The organism is Microbacterium sp. NPDC058021 (assembly GCF_042885955.1).
Lineage (GTDB): Bacteria > Actinomycetota > Actinomycetes > Actinomycetales > Microbacteriaceae > Microbacterium.
Genome location: NZ_JBHVRF010000001.1, coordinates 153,055 through 170,389, shown reverse-complemented (window position 1 = coordinate 170,389; position 17,335 = coordinate 153,055). Strand labels below are relative to the sequence as shown.

Sequence of the window (17,335 nt, the reverse complement as noted above, 5' to 3'; positions counted from 1 at the left end):
TTGCCCTGCGCGTCGTCGTCTCCCTGGCGGCGGTGCTCAGCGCGCTCTGGCTGATCCAGCGCCGGCTGTCCCGCCGGACCGGGGGGCCCCGCAGGCAGGAGCCCATCCGCGTCGTCGCGAAGCAGGGCGTGGGCCCCAAGGCGCAGATCGTCGTGGTCGACATGGAGGGTGCCCGCTACCTGCTCGGTGTCACCGAGGGCGGGGTGTCCGTCGTCGACCGGCTGCCGCTGCCCGCCGCCGACCGGACGCAGCCCGCACCGGTGGAGACCCCCGCCACGCAGACGAGCGATGCCGGCACCGCCGGCGACGAACTCTCCCCGCCGGTCCCGCTGCCGCTGCGGCGGACGCTCCCCCGCGGCACCGCGACGACCCGGGCCTTCGGCCGCCCCACCACCCCCGCACGCGGCGCCGCGGAGGTCCTGCGTCGGGCGCTGGGAGCGTGAAGGCCGCGCGGCGGTTCCCGGTGCGACTGCTCACGCTCGTCGCACTGGCGTTCGTCGCGGCGATCGCGCTCCAGGTCGTGGGCGCCGCACCGGCCTACGCCGATGTCGTGGCGCCGACTCCCCCGCCCACCGGCGGGGTGAGCGTGGACATCAACGGCATCGACGGCACCCCCTCGGCGTCGATCCTGACGCTCCTGGGCATCACTGTGCTGTCGGTGGCGCCGGCGCTGCTGGTGATGATGTCGTCGTTCACGAAGATCTTCGTGGTGCTCGCGATGACCCGCAACGCCCTGTCGCTGCCGACGATCCCGCCCAACCAGGTGCTGTCCGGCCTCGCGCTGTTCCTGTCGCTGTTCATCATGTGGCCGGTCCTCACCGACATCAACACCGTCGCTGTGCAGCCCTATGTCGAGGGCACGCTGACCTTCACGGATGCCGTCGCGCTCGGCTCGGACCCGCTGCGCACCTGGATGCTCGCGTACACGCGCGAGGAGGACCTGGCGCTCATGACGCGCTTCGCCGGGTTCGACAACCCCGAGGCGGCGGCGGACGTGCCGCTGCAGACGCTCATCCCGGCGTTCATGATCTCCGAGCTGCGCGCCGCGTTCATCATCGGCTTCGTCATCTTCGTGCCGTTCCTCATCATCGACCTCGTCGTGGCGGCCGCGCTCATGTCGATGGGCATGATGATGCTGCCGCCGGTGATGATCTCACTGCCGTTCAAGATCCTGCTGTTCATCCTCGTCGACGGGTGGGGGCTGATCCTGCGCACGCTCGTGGAGAGCTACGGGGGCGGCGGATGACCCCCGAAGCCGTCCTCGACATCGGCATGCAGGGCCTCATGCTCGCGGCCAAGCTCGCCGCCCCGCTGCTGATCACGGCGCTCGTGGTCGGCTTCGCCATCTCGCTCCTGCAGTCGATCACCCAGATCCAGGAGGTGACGCTGTCGTTCGTGCCGAAGGCGATCGCGGTGGCCATCGCCCTCATCGTCTGCGGCAACTGGATGATCGCGGAGGCGATCGCGTTCACCCACGAGATGTTCGCGCGCATCCCCCAGCTGCTCTCCGGCGGATGACATGTACATCCCCATCGACTTCGCCTGGCTCGAGGCGACCGCACTGGCCGCGGTGAGGACGACGGCGTTCCTCGTCATCGCGCCGCCGTTCTCGTTCCGCGCGTTCCCTGCCCGCATCAAGGCCATGCTGGGCGTCGGGGTCGCCCTCGCCGTGAGCAGCACGGTGTCCGCGAGCTACGAGAGCCTCGACACCGGGCCCTTCTTCGCGGCGCTGGCCATCCAGGTGATCACCGGGGCGCTGCTGGGCATGCTCGTGATGGTGTGCTTCTCCGCCGTGCAATCGGCCGGCAGCCTGATCGACGTGTTCGGCGGCTTCCAGCTCGCGCAGGCATTCGACCCCCAGATGCAGGTCAACGGCGCCCAGTTCACCCGCCTGTTCCAGATGATCGCGCTGGCGCTGCTGTTCGCCTCCAACGGCTACCAGCTCATCCTCGCCGGGGTCGTGCGCAGCTTCGACGCCGTCCCGGTCGACGGGATGCTGGACCTCACCCGCCCGGTCGAGCTGCTGATCGACACCACGTCGCAGATGATGCTCGCCGCCGTGCAGATCGCAGGTCCCCTCGTGCTCGTGCTGTTCCTCGCCGACATCGGCCTGGGCCTCATCACCCGCGTCGCGCCCGCCTTGAACGCCTTCGCGATGGGCTTCCCCGTCAAGATCCTCCTCACCTTCCTCCTGGCCGGCACCGTCGTGCTGGCCCTCCCCGCCATCGTCAGCGCCCTCGCCGAAGACGTCTTCGGCCTGCTCACGGGAGGGACGCGATGAGCGAGGGGGGCGACTCCGGGGAGCGCTCCGAGAAGGCCACCGACAGGCGACTGAAGGAGGCCCGCCGCAAGGGACGCCTCACGCGCAGCCAGGACTTCACGGCATGGCTCGGCATCGCCGCGGCCGCCGCGATGATGGCCAATGCCGTCGCGGCCGGGGCCGCCGCCGGCTCCACGCAGTTCGTCGCCGTCACCACCGTCATCCTCGACCCGCAGCCGCAGAACGCCGTGGCCGCCCTCGAATCGGCCCTCGGGTCGATCGCGGGGACGCTGGGGCCCATGCTCGCGGTGGTGGCCATCGTGACCCTCATCGGGGCGGTCGCCCAGGGCGGCGTGCATCTGCGCGGGGTGCCCACCCGCTTCGAGCAGTTCAACGTCATCGCCGGCGTGAAGCGGCTGTTCGGCATGCAGGCCCTGTGGGAGGGCATCAAGGCCCTGCTGAAGACGGCGGCGATCGGCCTGGCGCTGTACGTCATCATCGCCGGACTCGTCCCGGTGCTCACCGCCAGCGGCGCCCACTCCGTCGTCTACCTGCTCGACGTCGCCGCCACCGGCACGGCGTCGCTGCTGATGACCGCGGTCGCGGTGGGCATCGTGCTGGCGGCGGTCGATGTGCTCGTGGTGATCAAGCGCAACCGCAAGCACACGCGCATGACCAAGAAGGAAGCCACCGACGAGCACAAGAAGACCGAGGGCGACCCGCTCATCCGCAGTCAGCGCCGCGCACGGCAGATGGCGATGAGCCGCAACCGCATGTTCGCGGCCGTCGCCGACGCCGACGTCGTGCTGGTGAACCCCACCCACATCGCGGTCGCGCTGCGCTACGAGCCTGGCAAGTCCGCTCCTCGCGTCGTCGCGAAGGGCAGCGGCGCCATCGCCGAGCGCATCCGCGACCGCGCGGCGGAGGCCGGCGTCCCCCTCGTCCGCGACATCCCCCTGGCCCGCACCCTGCACGGCGCGTGCGAGCTCGGCCAGGAGATCCCGGCCGAGCTGTACACGGCCGTCGCCCGGGTCCTCGTCTTCATCGACAACCTCAAACGTCGCGGCGCCGCCCGCGGTGTCCACACCCTCCCACCCAGGAGAGCCCAGTGAAGAACGTCCTGCTCAAATCCGCGGTGCCCATCGGCGTCGTCGGCATCATCATGCTGCTGGTGGTCCCCATCCCCCCGCCCCTCCTGGACGTGCTCATCATCGTGAACATCCTGTTCGCGCTGCTGGTGCTGCTGACGACCATGTTCGTGAGGAAACCGCTGGACTTCTCGGTCTTCCCCTCGCTGCTGCTGGTGGCGACGCTGTTCCGGCTGGGGCTGAACGTCGCCTCCACCAAGCTCGTGCTCGGTGAAGCGCACGCCGGCCAGGTCATCGACGCATTCGGAGCCATCGCCGTCGGCGGGTCGCTGGTGATCGGCATCGTCGTGTTCCTGATCCTCGTCGTCATCCAGTTCGTCGTGGTCACCAAGGGCGCCGAGCGCGTCGCTGAGGTGGGCGCGCGCTTCACCCTCGATGCCATGCCCGGCAAGCAGATGGCGATCGACGCCGACCTCAACGCCGGTCTCATCACCGACACGGAGGCACGCAACCGCCGCGCCGAGGTCGCCGCCGAAGCGGACTTCTACGGCGCCATGGACGGTGCGTCGAAGTTCGTCAAGGGCGACGCGATCGCGGGTCTGGTCATCATCGTCATCAACCTCGTCGGCGGCATCGCCATCGGCGTGATCAGCCACGGCATGGAGGTCGGCGAAGCGGTCGACACCTACGCGATCCTCACGATCGGCGACGGCCTGGTCACCCAGATCCCCGCCCTGCTGATGGCCGTCGCCACCGGCATGATCGTGACCCGCTCCAACGCCGAGGCCGAGATGGGCGCGGAGGCCACCGCGCAGCTGAGCCAGTCACGCAACGCCCTGCTCATCGCCGCCGGCGGCGCCGCGGCGATGTCGTTCATCCCCGGCATGCCGATGCTGCCGTTCCTGGCGGTCGGCGGCTTCCTGCTGCTCGTCGCCCAGCGCATCAAGGCGAACCAGGCCCGCGAGGCCGACGCGCTGGACGTCCCGGCGGCGGCCGGGCCGGCTCCGGATGCCACGGAGGAGCTCATCGAGCGCATGCGGGTGCATTCCCTCGAGATCCTGCTCGCACCCGACATCGTCGACCTCGTCACCGGCGGCCCCGACGACCTGCTTGCACGGGTGAAGTCGCTGCGCCGCAAGACCGCGTCGGACCTGGGCCTGGTCGTCCCGCCGGTGCGCACGCGCGACAGCATCGAACTGGCCCCGACGACGTACGTCATCCGCGTCGCCGGCGTCGAGGCGGGCCGGGGCGTCGCCCCGCGTGGCGCGCTGCTCGCCCTCGGCCAGGGGTTGGACGAACTGCCGGGCACCTCGTTCTCCGAACCGGTGTTCGGCATCGAGGGCAAGTGGGTGCCGATGGAGATGCGCCACAGCGCCGAACTCGCCGGCGCGACCGTCATCGACCGGGCGAGCGTCATCATCACGCACCTGTCCAACATCATCCAGACGCATGCGGCAAGGCTCCTCAGCCGTGAAGACGTGCGCCAGCTCACCGACGGCCTGCGACAGGTGAGCCCCGCCGCAGTGGAGGAGCTGACCCCCGCGCTGCTCTCGCTCGCCGAGATCCAGCGGGTGCTGCAGGGGCTGCTGTCCGAGCGCGTGGCCATCAACGACCTCGCGCGCATCTACGAGGCCCTCGCCCTGCGCGCGAAGACCTCCACCGAGCCCGAGGGGCTCATCGAGGCGGCGCGCGCGGCGCTCGGCCCCGCCATCGCGGCGCGTTTCGCCGAGGACGGGCGCCTGCGGATCGTGATGGTCAATCCGCTGCTGGAGCAGTCGATGCTCGAGTCGCTGCGGCCGAGCGAAGAGGGCGCGCAGATCGCGTTCGACCCGCACCGCCTGGAGGCGGTCATCGAGTCGACCCGGGCGGCCGTGGCCACCGCCGGCCCCGGACCGGAACCGGTGCTGGTGTGCGCACCGTCGCTGCGCGCCGCGGTGCGCCGCCTCGTCTCGGCGCAGGCCGACGGACTGCCGGTGCTGTCCTACAACGAAGCGACCGCCGGGGGTCTCGTGATCGACACCGTCGGCGTCGTGCGCGACATCGCCGGCGACGCCCACGCGATCAGCGCGGCCTGACGGGAAGTAGTGTGAACGAATGCTGGTGTTGACGAGAAAAGTCGGTGAGCGATTGCTCATCGGCGACGACATCGAGGTGACCGTCCTCGATGTCAAGGGCGACAGCGTGCGCATCGGCATCCAGGCGCCGCGGGAGACCCGCATCCAACGGGCCGAGATCCTCGCCGCCGTGGCGACCGAGAACGTCTCCGCCGCGCACCCCGGCGCCGACGACGAATCCGCGCTGCTACGGGCCCTGGCCCGGCGTCACGAGGCCGCCCAGGCCGACGAACCGACCACCTGACCCGGTCGGTCCCGCGCCGCCGCGCCGCGGCATCGCGGCATCCGCCGCCGCGGCGCGGCCCCCGCGCGACGAGCGTAGGAAATGGGCCGAGCGTAGGACCGATCCCCGCGGGATCTCCTCCCGCCGCCCCATCTCCTACCGTCGCGACACGCCCGGGCGCCCCGACGCGACTCAGTCCAGCAGCAGTGCGGGCTCCTCGAGCACGGATGCCACGTCGGCGATGAACCGGCTCATCGCGTCGCCGTCGATCACGCGGTGGTCGAACGAACCCGACACCGTGGTGACCCAGCGGGGCCGCACCTCGCCCTCGACGACCCACGGCTTCTGCCGGATCGCGCCCATCGCGACGATGCCGGACTCCCCCGGGTTGATCGTGGGGGTGCCGGCATCCATGCCGAAGACGCCGATGTTGGTGATCGTGATCGTGCCGCCCTGCTGGTCGGCGGGGGCGGTGCGCCCCTCGCGGGCAGTGAGGGTCAGCCGCTCGAGCGCCCGCGCGAGGTCGCGCATGTTGAGGTCCTGCGCGTCCTTGATGTTCGGCACGAGGAGGCCGCGGGGCGTGGCCGCGGCGATCCCCAGGTTCACGTAGTTGCGCACGCGGATCTCGGCGCCGTCGTCGGTGTCGATCCACGCCGCGTTGATCATCGGGGTGCGCCGCACCGCCCAGATGACGGCGCGGGCCATGATCAGCAGCGGCGACACCTTGATGTCGGCGAAGTCCGGTGAGGCCTTCAGCCGCTTGACGAGCTCCATCGTGCGGCTCGCGTCGACGTCGGTCCACACCGACACGTGCGGTGCGGTGTAGGCCGAGCGCACCATCGCCGAGGCGGTGGCCTTGCGCACGCCCTTGACGGGGATCGTCTCCTCGCGCCCGTCGTCGGTGGCGGCAGGCGGCGCGGGCGGGGCGACCGGGATCGTCTGCTCGCGCACCTCCGGGAGGTCGGGGGTCTGCAGGTTGCGGAACACGCTCGCCTGCGACGCCCGCGCCAGCACGTCCTCGCGGGTGACCTCTCCCGACGGCCCCGTCGGGGTGACGGTCGCGAGGTCGACGCCCAGGTCGCGGGCGAGCTTGCGGATGGGGGGCTTCGCCACGACACCCACCGAGGCGCGCACCTGCTGCTGCGGACTCTGCGCCCGTGCCGGGCGGCGGCGCGACGCGACGGCGCCGCCCGTGCCGTAGCCCACGAGCACCGCTCCCCCGCCCTCGTCGGATGCCGCAGGCTCGCCGTGCTCGGAATGACCGACGACCGCGGGCGTCGGCGGCGCTGCCGCACCGGCGGCTTCGATCGTGATGATGGGCGCGCCGACGGCGACCGTGGCGCCCTCGGCGGCGAGCAGCTCGCCGACCGTGCCGGCGAAGGGCGAGGGCAGCTCGACGAGCGATTTGGCGGTCTCGATCTCGACGATCACGTCGTTCACGGCGACGACATCGCCCGCGGCGACGCGCCACTGCACGATCTCGGCCTCGGTGAGTCCTTCACCGACGTCGGGCAGGACGAAGGTCTGCGTGCTCATGCGTGGTCCTTTCGCTGCGGCCCGATCGGCCTCAATGGGCGAGAACGCGATCGACGGCCTCGAGGATGCGGTCGGCATCGGGAAGATAGACGCCCTCGAGCTTCGCGGGCGGGAACGGCACATCGAACCCGGACACGCGCAGCACGGGAGCTTCGAGGGCGTAGAAGGCGCGCTCCATGACGGTGGCGGCCACCTCCGACCCCACCGAGGCGAAGCCGGGCGCCTCCTGGGCGTAGACCATGCGGCCGGTGCGGCGCACCGAATCGAGGATGGGCCCGTAGTCGACGGGCGAGAGGGAGCGCAGGTCGATGACCTCGCACGACGTGCCCTCGCCCTCGGCGATGGCGGCGGCCTGCAGCAGCGCCGTGACCATCGCCCCGTGACCGACGAGGGTCACATCGGTGCCGCGGCGCACGACCCGCGAGGAGTGCAGCGGCACGGCGCGGGCCGACATGTCGACCTCGCCCTTGGCCCAGTACTTCGCCTTGGGCTCGAGGAAGATCACCGGGTCGGGCGAGGCGATGGCATCCTGGATCATCCAGTACGCGTCGTTCGCCGTCGACGGCGCCACGACCCGCAGGCCCGGCGTGTGGGCGAAGTAGGCCTCGGGGCTCTCCTGATGGTGCTCGACCGCGCCGATGTGCCCGCCGTAGGGGATGCGGATCACGACCGGCATCTGCAGCGCGCCCTCGTACCTGTTGGTGAGCTTGGCCAGCTGCGTGGTGATCTGGTCGAAGGCAGGGAAGACGAAGCCGTCGAACTGGATCTCGATGACGGGACGGAAGCCCGCCATCGCGAGCCCGATCGCGGTGCCGACGATGCCCGACTCCGCCAGCGGCGTGTCGAGCACGCGACGGTCGCCGAACTCGGCCTGCAGGCCTTCGGTGACGCGGAACACCCCGCCCAGTCGCCCGATGTCCTCGCCCATGAGCAGCACGTGGTCGTCGGCGGCGAGCGCGGCGCGGAGCCCCGCGTTGAGGGCGCGGCCGAGCGGCATGGTGGTCGTCGCGGTCATGACGCCCCCTCCTCGAAGGATGCCTCGTACGCCGCGAGCCACGCGCGCTGCTCGGTCACGAGCGGATGCGGGTCGCTGTAGACGTGCGCGAACATCGACTCGGCCGGGATCGTCCCCAGCGCATTGGTGCGGGTGCGCACGTCGTCGGCGAGCGCCTCTGCCTCGGCATCCACGTCGGCGAACAGCGCCTCACTCGCCCCGCGGGCGGTGAGGAAGGCGCGCATGCGCACGAGCGGGTCGCGTGCCGACCAGCCCTCCTCCTCGTCCGAGGTGCGGTACTTGGTGGGGTCGTCGCTCGTGGTGTGCGCGCCCATGCGGTAGGTCATCGCCTCGATCGCGCGGGGGCCGGCGCCGGAACGCGCCTCGTCGAGGGCGACCTTGGTGACGGCGTAGCTGGCGAGCACGTCGTTGCCGTCGACGAGCACCGAGGGCATGTAGCCGGCGGCGCGCAGGTGCAGCGGCGTGCGCGACTGGGTCGCGACGGGGACGGAGATGGCCCACTGGTTGTTCTGGAGGAAGAACACCTGCGGCACCCGGTAGCTCGCCGCGAACACCATCGCCTCGTGCACGTCGCCCTGGCTGGACGCGCCGTCGCCGTAGTAGACCATGACGGCCTCGTCGACGGCGGCGTCGCCCGTGGCGGTGCGGCCGTCGAAGACGAGCCCCATGCCGAAACCGGTCGCGTGCAGGGTGTGGGAGCCGAGGACGAGGGTGTAGGGCCGGGTGTTGCCGTTGGCCGGGTCCGCCGGGTCCCACCCGCCGTGGGTGAGGCCGCGCATCATGCGGATGATGTCGACGGGGTCGACGCCGCGGATCGTGCAGACGACGTGCTCGCGGTACGACGGGAAGATGTGGTCCTGCCCCCGCGCGGCCCGTGCCGAGCCGACCTGCGCGGCCTCCTGCCCGAACGACGGTGGCCACAGTGCCAGCTGGCCCTGCCGCTGCAGGTTGGTGGCCTGCCGGTCGAAGGCGCGGCTGACGGCCATATCGCGGTAGAACCGCTCGAGGTCGGCGTCGGCGAGCGCGTCGATCACCTCGAGATACGGCTCCGCGGCCGGTGACGGCGCGAACGACCCGTCGGCCGCAAGGACGCGCACGAGGGCGGGATCGTCGGGCAGGGTCATGCTCCTACGCTAACGTGCACCGCCCGCACCGACCGCAAGGGATTCCACAACGGATCCGGCGATTCGCCGTATCCGCCCCACAGCGACGCGGTCAGTTCGCGCGTGCGGCGTGCCCCTCGGGCACGAGCGAGAGGGCCGAAGCCGCGACCTCCAGCACCGTGGCGATCGACTCCTCCTCACCCACCGAGATCCGCACACCGTCGCCGGCGAACGGGCGCACGATGAGGCCGGCGTCCTCGAATCGGGGCGCGACGTCGAGCGTGAGCTCCTCGGTCGGGAGCCACACGAAGTTCCCCTGCGCGTCGGGCACGTTCCAGCCCTGGGCGCGCAGGCCCGCCGCGAGGCGGTCGCGACGGTCGGTGATGACGGCGACCCGGGCGATGAGCTCGTCTTCGGCATCCAGGCTCGCCAGCGCGGCCTCCTCGGCTGCGGCGGTGACCGACAGCGGGATGCCGGTGGTGCGGGCGGCGTCCAGGACCCGCGGGTGTCCCACGCCGTACCCGATGCGCAGTCCCGCCAGTCCGTACGCCTTCGAGAAGGTGCGCAGCACCACGACGTTCTGGTGCCCTGCGGCCAGCACCCGGGCGCCGTCGACGGCCGCCGGGTCGGTGACGAATTCGGCGTAGGCCTCGTCGAGCACGACCAGGCAGTCACCGGGCACCCGCGCGAGGAAGGCGTCGAAGTCGGCCTGCGTCACGATCGGGCCGGTGGGGTTGTTGGGGCTGCAGACCAGGATCAGCCGGGTCTGGTCGGTGACCGCCGCGGCCATCGCGTCGAGGTCGTGCGTGCCGTCGGGGGCGAGGGGCACGGCGATCGCCGTCGCCCCGGCGACCGCGGCCAGGCCCGGGTAGGCCTCGAACGAGCGCCACGCGTACATCAGCTCGTCGCCGGGACCGGCCGCCGCCAGCGCCAGCTGCTGCAGGATCGACACGCTGCCGGCCGCGACGTGCACGGCATCCACGCTCACCCCGAACCGCGCCGCGAGCCGGGCGCGCAGCCGCGAGGCGGACGCGTCGGGGTAGCGGTTGACGGCCGTGGCGGACTGCAGTGCCTCGACGACGCTCGGCAGCGGCTCGAACGGGTTCTCGTTGCTGGAGAGCTTGAACGCGTCGGCCCCGGCCTGCTTGCCCTGCCGGTACGGCGGGAGCGCGGCGATCTCGGGACGGATGCGGACGGGCGCGGGAGAGGGGGCCTCGGTCACGAGAGGAGCCTACAAGCGTCGCGGGCACGGCGCGTCACGCGGCCGCGCCTGGCCGGCCGCCGAGGGCGCGTGGCACACTGCAGGGATGCGCTTCCTCATCCGCGTCGTCGTCAACGCGTTCGCCATCTGGATCGTCACGCTCATGCCCGTCCTGGGGGTGAGCGTCATCGCGTTCCCGCCCGGAGAGACGCTGCAGCTGGTGCTGACGCTGCTCGCCGTCGCCGCGATCTTCGCGGTGGTGAACACCATCATCGGCACGGTCGTGCGGATCGTGGCGATCCCGCTGTACATCCTGACGCTCGGCCTCATCTCCTTCGTCATCAACGGCTTCCTGCTGTGGCTGACGGCGTGGATCACCTCCTTCTGGCACTGGGGCCTGCGCGTCGAGGGGTTCTGGTGGGGTGTCGTGGCCGCCATCGTCATCTCGCTGATCAACTGGATCTTCGGCATCATCCTGCGCCCGCAGCGCCGCCGCGACTGACCCGCTCGACCGGCCGGGCCGCGCTCCATACGGTCGCCTCGACGGATGCCGCCGTGGCCAGCTCCCCCAGCACGCCCCGCACCGCGTCCATGCGGGGATCGTCGGTGGCGTCGAGCATCGCCGCCGTCTCGACGTAGGCCGTCATCTGGTGGCTGGGCAGCGCCAGGTCGCCGACGTTCGCCGGCGGGTCGGCGACGCGCTCGGCGATGAAGCTCCCCGGGGCGCCGGTGGGGGCGGGGAGCCCGCCCGCGGAGAGCGCGACGACGGGGTCGTCGGTGTGCCGCACGGCGACGCTCAGGGTGCCGGGGCCCACTGCGGCGGCCACCGGGGAGCCGAAGGTGACCACGGTGCGGGTGTCGAACCCGCCCTCGGTCGCGAGCCGCGCCGCGATCATGCCGCCCTGCGAGTGCCCGAACGCGTGCACGGCGTCGCCGTCGCCCGCTCCCGCCGCCCGCAACGCGGCGACGACCGCGTCGTACGAGGCCCCCGACCGTCCGCCGTAGAGCTCGATGCTGGACTGCATGTCGAAGGGGTCGTCGCCCCCTCGGGTCGCGATGCTCTGCGTGCCGGCGATGTACACCGCGAACTGCCGGGTGCCGTCGGGCATCTCGTACCGCTCCACCCGCACCCGCGACTCCCCCGCGCCGGGCATGCGCGACGCCGCCGAGGCGAGCGTTGCCGGCGCGGAGGCTCGTTCGTACCGGCGCAGCTGCTCGGCCATGCCGGCACCAGCGGATGCCGTGAGACGCTCTCCCGCTCCGATCGTCCCGCCGCCGTGGGCGCGCACGGCCTGTCGCAGCAGCGGCAGGCCGACCGCCGTCGCGCCGAGCGCCCACGGCCCCGCATGCTGCGCGAGCGCGAGCGCCTGCGCGGCGAACTCGGCGCCGGCGCCGGTGCGCCACACGGCCAGCGCGGCGTCGGCGGCGCGCGCCGCCTCGGGGTCGGTGGTGCTCGCGAGCATCAGCGCCACCCGCGCGCGCATGATCTCGGTCTCGTCGCCCTGGGCTTGCGCCGCCAGCAGCTGGGCGCGCAGCTCGACGATCCCGTACACGGCCGACGCCTCCCGCAGCCGCCCGGCGAGCAGGCGCGCGCGGTCGGCGAAGCCGGTGGCGTCGGCAGCCAGCCACCCCACCGCATCGTGGTCGGCTGAGGCGACGGCGCTGAGATCGGCGGCGATCGCCGCCACGTGCGCCGCCGCATCGTCGAGGTCGGCGGCGACAAGGTCGAACCCGCCCGCTGCGGCATCCAACGACGCGGTGTCGACGGCGATCGCGCCCCCGCTGCGGATCTCGAGGTCGCTCACGACCCGGGGCCCGCCTGCGCCAGGAGCCGGTCGCGCGTGGACCGCAGGTCGTCGCGCAGGCGGTCGATGCGCCAGTCGGCCAGCGAGATGCCCTGCTGCCACGCGTCCACCGCGTCCTGGAACGCCGCCGCCGCCGGCGACTGCCATGCCGTGGCGTGCGCGAGGGCGCCGGCCCGCGCCCGGATCGCGGCGAGGTCGTCCTGCGCCGAGGCGAGCGCCGCCCTGGCGGCATCGATGCGCGCCACCTGGATCTCGAGACTGCCGGTCACCCCCTGACTCTGCCCCGCCTCCGACGCACCCCACCGCCCCGAGACGCGGATTGGGGGTTATCAACGGATGTTCGGGCCTGTGCAGGGCGCGCCACTGCCGCCATGATGGAGGGGTGACCGTCGCCGTGGACCCGTTCCGCGTCGTCTTCGTCTGCACCGGAAACATCTGTCGTTCACCCATGGCCGACATCGTGTTCCGCTCGTTCACACGACAAGCGGGACTCGACCATCGCGTCTCATCGTGGAGCGCAGCAACCGGTGACTGGCACGTGGGCGAACGCGCCGATACGCGTACCCTCGGCGCGCTGGCCCGGCATGGCTACGACGGCGAGCGCCACCGGGCGCGGCAGTTCACGCAGCAGGACTTCCGCGACGCGGACCTCGTCGTCGCGTTGGATCGCAGTCATGAACGCATCCTGCTGGAGTGGGCGCACACGCCCGGCGATGCCGACAAGGTCGCGCTGCTGCGCACCTTCGACGCCGACGCCGGCGACCAGCTGGACGTGCCCGACCCCTACTACGCCGGGCCCGAGATGTTCGATGAGGTGCTCGGTATGATCGAGAGCGCGTGCCGGGCGCTGTTCCGGCAGCTCGAACCCGCAGTCCGTCAGCCTCGCTGAGCGATCTGTCCCCCGCGTCAGCGATCGGAGTCCCGTGCCCACGTCCCTCCCCCCTCAGCCGCTGAGCCCGCTCGACGGCCGGTACCGTGCCGCCGTCGCGGGCCTGTCCGACTACCTCTCCGAGGCCGGCCTCAACCGTGCACGCGTGGAGGTCGAGGTCGAGTGGATCCTCGCCCTCACCGACCGGTCGCTGTTCGGCACGTCCGCGCTGTCCGACCCCGACAAGGCGGCCCTGCGCGCCCTCTACCTCGACTTCGGTCAGGCGGAGATCGACTGGCTGGCCGAGAAGGAAGCCGTCACCCGCCACGATGTGAAGGCCGTCGAGTACCTTGTGCGCGACCGCCTGTCGACGCTGGGGCTGGACCGCATCGCCGAGCTCGCCCACTTCGCCTGCACGAGCGAGGACATCAACTCCGCGTCGTACGCGCTGACGGTGCGCCGCGCCGTCGAGCGGGTGTGGCTGCCGAAGCTGCACAGCGTGATCGCGAAGCTGCGCGCGCTGGCGCTGGAGCACAAGGATGCCGCGATGCTCTCCCGCACGCACGGCCAGCCGGCCACGCCCTCGACGATGGGCAAGGAGCTCGCGGTGTTCGCGTGGCGCCTCGAGCGCGTTGCGGCGCAGATCGCCGGCGGCGAGTACCTGGCGAAGTTCTCCGGCGCCACCGGCACCTGGTCGGCGCACGTCGTGGCCGAGCCCGACGTCGACTGGCCCAAGCTGTCGCGCGCCTTCATCGAGGGGCTCGGCATCGGGTTCAACCCGCTGACCACGCAGATCGAGTCGCACGACTGGCAGGTGGAGCTGTACGACCGGGCACGTCACGCCGGCGGCATCCTGCACAACCTCGCCACCGATGTGTGGACGTACATCTCGATGGGGTTCTTCGCGCAGATCCCGGTGGCGGGGGCGACGGGGTCCTCGACCATGCCGCACAAGATCAACCCCATCCGCTTCGAGAACGCCGAGGCGAACCTCGAGATCGCGGGCGGTCTGTTCCAGACCCTCGCCCAGACGCTCGTCACCTCACGGCAGCAGCGCGACCTCACCGACTCCACGACGCAGCGCAACATCGGCGTCGCGTTCGGCCACTCGCTGCTGGCCCTGGACAACCTCGAGCGGGGCCTGGGCGAGATCTCGCTGTCGCGCGACGTGCTGCTGGCCGACCTCGACGCCAACTGGGAGGTCCTGGCCGAGGCGATCCAGACCGTCGTGCGCGCCGAGATCGCTGCCGGCCGGTCGAGCATCACCGACCCGTACGCGCTGCTGAAGGACCTCACGCGCGGCCGCCGGGTGGGGGCATCGCAGCTGGCGGAGTTCGTCGAGGGTCTCGACATCGGCGACGCCGCCAAGCAGCGCCTGCTCGCGCTCACGCCCGCCGGCTACACCGGCCTCGCCGCACGCCTGGTGGACGGCCTGCCGTAACGGGTCCGCGCCCGCGTGGCCGGTGGCATCCGCCTTCCCCGGTGAGACAACAACGGGCGGCCGAGACAGTGGGTATCACCCATGGTTTCGGCCGCCGGTTGTCGTCTCAGCGATCGGTCGGTGTGAGAGGCGCGGCGCGCTAGCGGCGGTCGTCGGTGCCGGGAGCGGTGTCGTCGTCGCCGTCGGTGCGCATGACCGGGCGGTCGATGGGCTTGGAGACCTGGGCGGGGTCGACGACGAGGATGAGCAGCGCGAGCCCCACGAGCGTGACGATGAACGAGATGCCGGCCACGATGAGGGCGACCACGACCGCCCGCTGCAGCTGATCGGCCGGACCCTCCTGCAGCGCGCCCATCGAGAACAGGGTGACGAGACCACCGAAGGCGGCGGCGGCGAAGGCGAGGCCCAGCAGCTGGACGGGCTTGAGCAGCTCGCGGCGGGTGGGACGGGTGGGTTCGGTCACGACTGGCCTCCGGTTTCGGTGACGACCGGGTCAGCGGTGTCGATGTCTGCACGCCGCGGCGAGAACCCGGCGATGCCGAGGTACACGCCGATGACCGCGGCGTAGCCGCCGAAGACCCCGACCGCGATCGTCGTGCCGGTGAGCGTGAACCACTGACCGGCTTCGTCGACGAAGTAGTCCAGCTGGTAGCCGGCGGGAACCGCCAGCAGTGCGAGCCCGAGGATCACCGTGATGACGCCGACGACCATCGCGTCGCGCGCGTCGCCGTCGACGAGGCCCTGCGCGCGGGCGCGGCGGCGGGCGGCGATGCCCGCGGCGGTCTCGGTGATGCCGGTCGTCAGCGCCCAGACGATGACGAGCACGAAGAACATCGTGGTGGTGCGCAGTCCCGGTGCGCCGGCGAGCATGCCGGCGATGAGCGTGAGGATGCCGAGCAGCACCGACGGCCACCGGCTGCCCGCCGGGAAGACGAGCCACGCCGACAGCAGCAGCACGAGCGCCGTCGCGACGGCGAAGCCGCCGAAGACGGCGAGCCCGACGGGGGCGGAGTGATCGCCCGAGAAGGTGATCATGATCCCCGCGGCGAGCGCGAAGAGGGCGCGCGCCAATTGGAGGTGGCGCACGTCGAACGTGCGGGCGGGGGTGTCAGTCACAGTGAACTCGTCAGGTCGGAAGGCGGGACCCTTCCAGTCTAGGTCGTCCCCGCCCGGCGGCCGGGCTGTCGCGGGGCGGCCGCACACCGCCACCGACGGCGATCACAGCTCGGCGATGACGAGCTTGTGCATCTCGAGCATGCGGGCGTAGGCGCCGGGATGCCGCATGAGCTCCCCCATGTTCTCGGGGACGATCTGCCAGCTCAGCCCGAACCGGTCGGCGAGCCAGCCGCACTGCTCCGCCTCGGGCACCGCGGACAGGGCATCCCACAGCCGGTCGATCTCGGCCTGATCGCGGCACCGTACCTCCAGCGACACCCCGCACGTGAACGAGTCCTCCTGCGGGACGCCGGAATCCATCGCGGTGAACCACTGCCCCTCCAGCTGGAAGTCGCTGAACATCACCGCGCCGGGCGTCGCGGGCCCCGTCTGCTCGGTGTACTCGACCATCGTCCCGACGCGCGAGCGTTCGAACAGCGACGTGTACAGCTCGACGGCCTCGCGGGCACGGTTCTGCGCGGCGCCGCCGAACAGCAGGCTCGGCATGAGGAACGGGCGCGGATCGCCGTCGGAGTCGCTCAGCATGAGCTGCCAGCTCACCCCGTAGCGGTCCTGCACCCACCCGTAGCGCGGGCTGTACGGGTAGTCCCCCAGCTCCATCATCACGGTGCCGCCCTGGGTGAGGCTCCCCCAGAGCTCGTCGAGCCGCGCCCGGGCGGCGTCCGCATCGCCGCGGAACAGCAGCGGGTCGAAATTGAGCATGAACGACACCGACGGGTTCGGCGTGAACTCGGGCCCGGCGTTGATGAGCGACAGCCGGTAGCCGTCGATCTCGACGTCCACGGTGAGCTCGGCCCCGGCGAACTCGCTTTGGAACCCCGGCAGGCCCTCGTCGGGATAGCGCGCGGTGACCGTCGAGGTCGACCCGGGGAACGCCGCGGTGTAGAACGCCGCAGCCTCCGCAGCGTTTCGGTTGAACCAGATGTTCGGAACGATCTTCTGCACGGATGCCTCCTCCTCGATGGCGTCACCGCCCAGCATCCGCCCGGCCCCCCGCACGCGCAAGGCCCGGCGCGGGTGCGGGGGGCCGGGCCCGAGGGGCGCGCCGTCAGGCGACGGCGCGCGCGACCAGTTGTCGCACCGCCTCGTCCACGGCGTCGGTGAACTCCGTGACCGCGAACGACGTCGGCCAGAAGTCGCCGTCGTCGAGGGCGGCCACCTCGTTGAAGCCGATGCTCGCGTAGCGGGTGTCGAACTTGGATGCCGGCTGGAGGAAGGTCAGCACCTTGCCGTCCAGGGCGTAGGAGGGGAAGCCGTACCAGGTCTTCGGCTCCAGGTGCGGGGCCGTCTCGGTGACGGCGACGTGGAAGCGTTCGGCGATGGTTTTGTCGGGTTCGGGCAGCGCCGCGATCGCGTCGAGGCACGCCTGCGCCTCCTTCTGCCGCTTCGCGGCTCCCTTGCCGGATGCGCTCTGCGCCTTCAGCTCGGTGGCGCGCTGTTTCATCGCCGCTCGCTCGTCGGCACTGAACGTACCGTCGGCGGCGGCGGTGCGGGTGTCGGCCATG

The 17,335-nt window shown here is 71.7% G+C and carries 20 protein-coding genes; 10 read left to right on the top strand and 10 right to left on the bottom strand.

Annotation, left to right across the window (positions count from 1 at the left end; genetic code table 11):
- Positions 1-32: 32 nt before the first annotated feature.
- From ACFVR6_RS00795 to csrA, 7 genes are read left to right on the top strand one after another with little or no spacing between them, the layout of a single operon-like run.
- Complete coding sequence (locus tag ACFVR6_RS00795) at positions 33-443, top strand: FliO/MopB family protein (RefSeq protein ID WP_386957881.1); 411 nt, start codon at positions 33-35, stop codon at positions 441-443.
- On the top strand, positions 440-1,246 hold the full coding sequence (gene fliP, locus ACFVR6_RS00790; protein ID WP_386957879.1) for a flagellar type III secretion system pore protein FliP: 807 nt from the start codon (positions 440-442) through the stop codon (positions 1,244-1,246). Before ACFVR6_RS00795 ends, fliP begins: the two co-directional genes overlap by 4 nt.
- Positions 1,243-1,518 (top strand): flagellar biosynthesis protein FliQ, encoded by a 276-nt coding sequence (gene fliQ, locus ACFVR6_RS00785; protein WP_386957877.1) that lies wholly within the window; start codon positions 1,243-1,245, stop codon positions 1,516-1,518. The genes fliP and fliQ overlap by 4 nt, the downstream gene beginning before the upstream one ends.
- A gap of 1 nt (position 1,519) precedes the next feature.
- Positions 1,520-2,281, top strand: coding sequence for a flagellar biosynthetic protein FliR (locus tag ACFVR6_RS00780; RefSeq protein ID WP_386957875.1), 762 nt, complete (start codon positions 1,520-1,522; stop codon positions 2,279-2,281).
- Positions 2,278-3,372 (top strand): EscU/YscU/HrcU family type III secretion system export apparatus switch protein, encoded by a 1,095-nt coding sequence (locus ACFVR6_RS00775; protein WP_386957874.1) that lies wholly within the window; start codon positions 2,278-2,280, stop codon positions 3,370-3,372. The genes ACFVR6_RS00780 and ACFVR6_RS00775 overlap by 4 nt, the downstream gene beginning before the upstream one ends.
- Positions 3,373-3,422: 50 nt before the next feature.
- Positions 3,423-5,423 carry a flagellar biosynthesis protein FlhA gene (locus ACFVR6_RS00770; protein WP_386958805.1) on the top strand — a complete coding sequence of 667 codons (2,001 nt, stop codon included), beginning with the start codon at positions 3,423-3,425 and terminating at the stop codon, positions 5,421-5,423.
- Positions 5,424-5,442: 19 nt separating this feature from the next.
- Complete coding sequence (gene csrA, locus ACFVR6_RS00765; protein ID WP_386957872.1) at positions 5,443-5,706, top strand: carbon storage regulator CsrA; 264 nt, start codon at positions 5,443-5,445, stop codon at positions 5,704-5,706.
- Positions 5,707-5,877: 171 nt separating this feature from the next.
- Here the strand turns inward: csrA and ACFVR6_RS00760 are convergent, their stop codons facing one another.
- The 4 genes from ACFVR6_RS00760 to ACFVR6_RS00745 all read right to left on the bottom strand — a co-directional run bounded on the left by ACFVR6_RS00760 (position 5,878) and on the right by ACFVR6_RS00745 (position 10,561).
- Positions 5,878-7,221, bottom strand: coding sequence for a dihydrolipoamide acetyltransferase family protein (locus tag ACFVR6_RS00760; protein WP_386957871.1), 1,344 nt, complete (start codon positions 7,219-7,221; stop codon positions 5,878-5,880).
- Positions 7,222-7,252: 31 nt separating this feature from the next.
- Positions 7,253-8,236, bottom strand: a complete 984-nt coding sequence (locus tag ACFVR6_RS00755) for an alpha-ketoacid dehydrogenase subunit beta (protein ID WP_386957869.1) — start codon at positions 8,234-8,236, stop codon at positions 7,253-7,255.
- Positions 8,233-9,360 (bottom strand): thiamine pyrophosphate-dependent dehydrogenase E1 component subunit alpha, encoded by a 1,128-nt coding sequence (locus ACFVR6_RS00750; protein ID WP_386957867.1) that lies wholly within the window; start codon positions 9,358-9,360, stop codon positions 8,233-8,235. The genes ACFVR6_RS00755 and ACFVR6_RS00750 overlap by 4 nt, the downstream gene beginning before the upstream one ends.
- Positions 9,361-9,451: 91 nt before the next feature.
- Entirely contained in the window at positions 9,452-10,561 is a 1,110-nt protein-coding gene (locus ACFVR6_RS00745; RefSeq protein ID WP_386957865.1) for a histidinol-phosphate transaminase, read from the bottom strand.
- Between the two features lie 85 nt (positions 10,562-10,646).
- On the opposite strand from ACFVR6_RS00745, the gene ACFVR6_RS00740 reads away from it, so the two are divergent.
- On the top strand, positions 10,647-11,042 hold the full coding sequence (locus ACFVR6_RS00740; protein WP_386957863.1) for a phage holin family protein: 396 nt from the start codon (positions 10,647-10,649) through the stop codon (positions 11,040-11,042).
- On the opposite strand, the gene ACFVR6_RS00735 is transcribed toward ACFVR6_RS00740, so the two are convergent.
- Together ACFVR6_RS00735 and ACFVR6_RS00730 are read right to left on the bottom strand one after the other, a co-directional pair.
- Complete coding sequence (locus tag ACFVR6_RS00735) at positions 11,011-12,345, bottom strand: hypothetical protein (protein ID WP_386957861.1); 1,335 nt, start codon at positions 12,343-12,345, stop codon at positions 11,011-11,013. The two genes, ACFVR6_RS00740 and ACFVR6_RS00735, sit on opposite strands and share 32 nt — an antisense overlap.
- Positions 12,342-12,614, bottom strand: a complete 273-nt coding sequence (locus ACFVR6_RS00730) for a hypothetical protein (RefSeq protein WP_386957859.1) — start codon at positions 12,612-12,614, stop codon at positions 12,342-12,344. Before ACFVR6_RS00730 ends, ACFVR6_RS00735 begins: the two co-directional genes overlap by 4 nt.
- Positions 12,615-12,727: 113 nt before the next feature.
- Here ACFVR6_RS00730 and ACFVR6_RS00725 point away from each other — a divergent pair, with 113 nt between their 5' ends.
- Together ACFVR6_RS00725 and purB are read left to right on the top strand one after the other, a co-directional pair.
- A complete protein-coding gene (locus ACFVR6_RS00725; protein ID WP_386957857.1) occupies positions 12,728-13,234 on the top strand; it encodes a low molecular weight protein-tyrosine-phosphatase in 507 nt (168 codons plus the stop codon).
- A gap of 34 nt (positions 13,235-13,268) precedes the next feature.
- Positions 13,269-14,654: an adenylosuccinate lyase gene (gene purB, locus ACFVR6_RS00720; protein ID WP_386957855.1), complete on the top strand. Its 1,386-nt coding sequence runs from the start codon at positions 13,269-13,271 to the stop codon at positions 14,652-14,654.
- Between the two features lie 139 nt (positions 14,655-14,793).
- Here the strand turns inward: purB and ACFVR6_RS00715 are convergent, their stop codons facing one another.
- The 4 genes from ACFVR6_RS00715 to ACFVR6_RS00700 form a co-directional block, all read right to left on the bottom strand.
- Positions 14,794-15,117: an amino acid transporter gene (locus ACFVR6_RS00715; protein ID WP_386957853.1), complete on the bottom strand. Its 324-nt coding sequence runs from the start codon at positions 15,115-15,117 to the stop codon at positions 14,794-14,796.
- A complete protein-coding gene (locus tag ACFVR6_RS00710; protein ID WP_386957852.1) occupies positions 15,114-15,770 on the bottom strand; it encodes an acyl-CoA synthetase in 657 nt (218 codons plus the stop codon). The genes ACFVR6_RS00715 and ACFVR6_RS00710 overlap by 4 nt, the downstream gene beginning before the upstream one ends.
- 102 nt (positions 15,771-15,872) lie before the next feature.
- The gene (locus tag ACFVR6_RS00705; protein ID WP_386957850.1) at positions 15,873-16,775 is read right to left on the bottom strand and encodes a VOC family protein; all 903 of its coding nucleotides are present in this window, start codon (positions 16,773-16,775) and stop codon (positions 15,873-15,875) included.
- A gap of 103 nt (positions 16,776-16,878) precedes the next feature.
- Positions 16,879-17,334 carry an iron chaperone gene (locus tag ACFVR6_RS00700; protein ID WP_386957848.1) on the bottom strand — a complete coding sequence of 152 codons (456 nt, stop codon included), beginning with the start codon at positions 17,332-17,334 and terminating at the stop codon, positions 16,879-16,881.
- Between the last annotated feature and the right edge of the window lies 1 nt (position 17,335).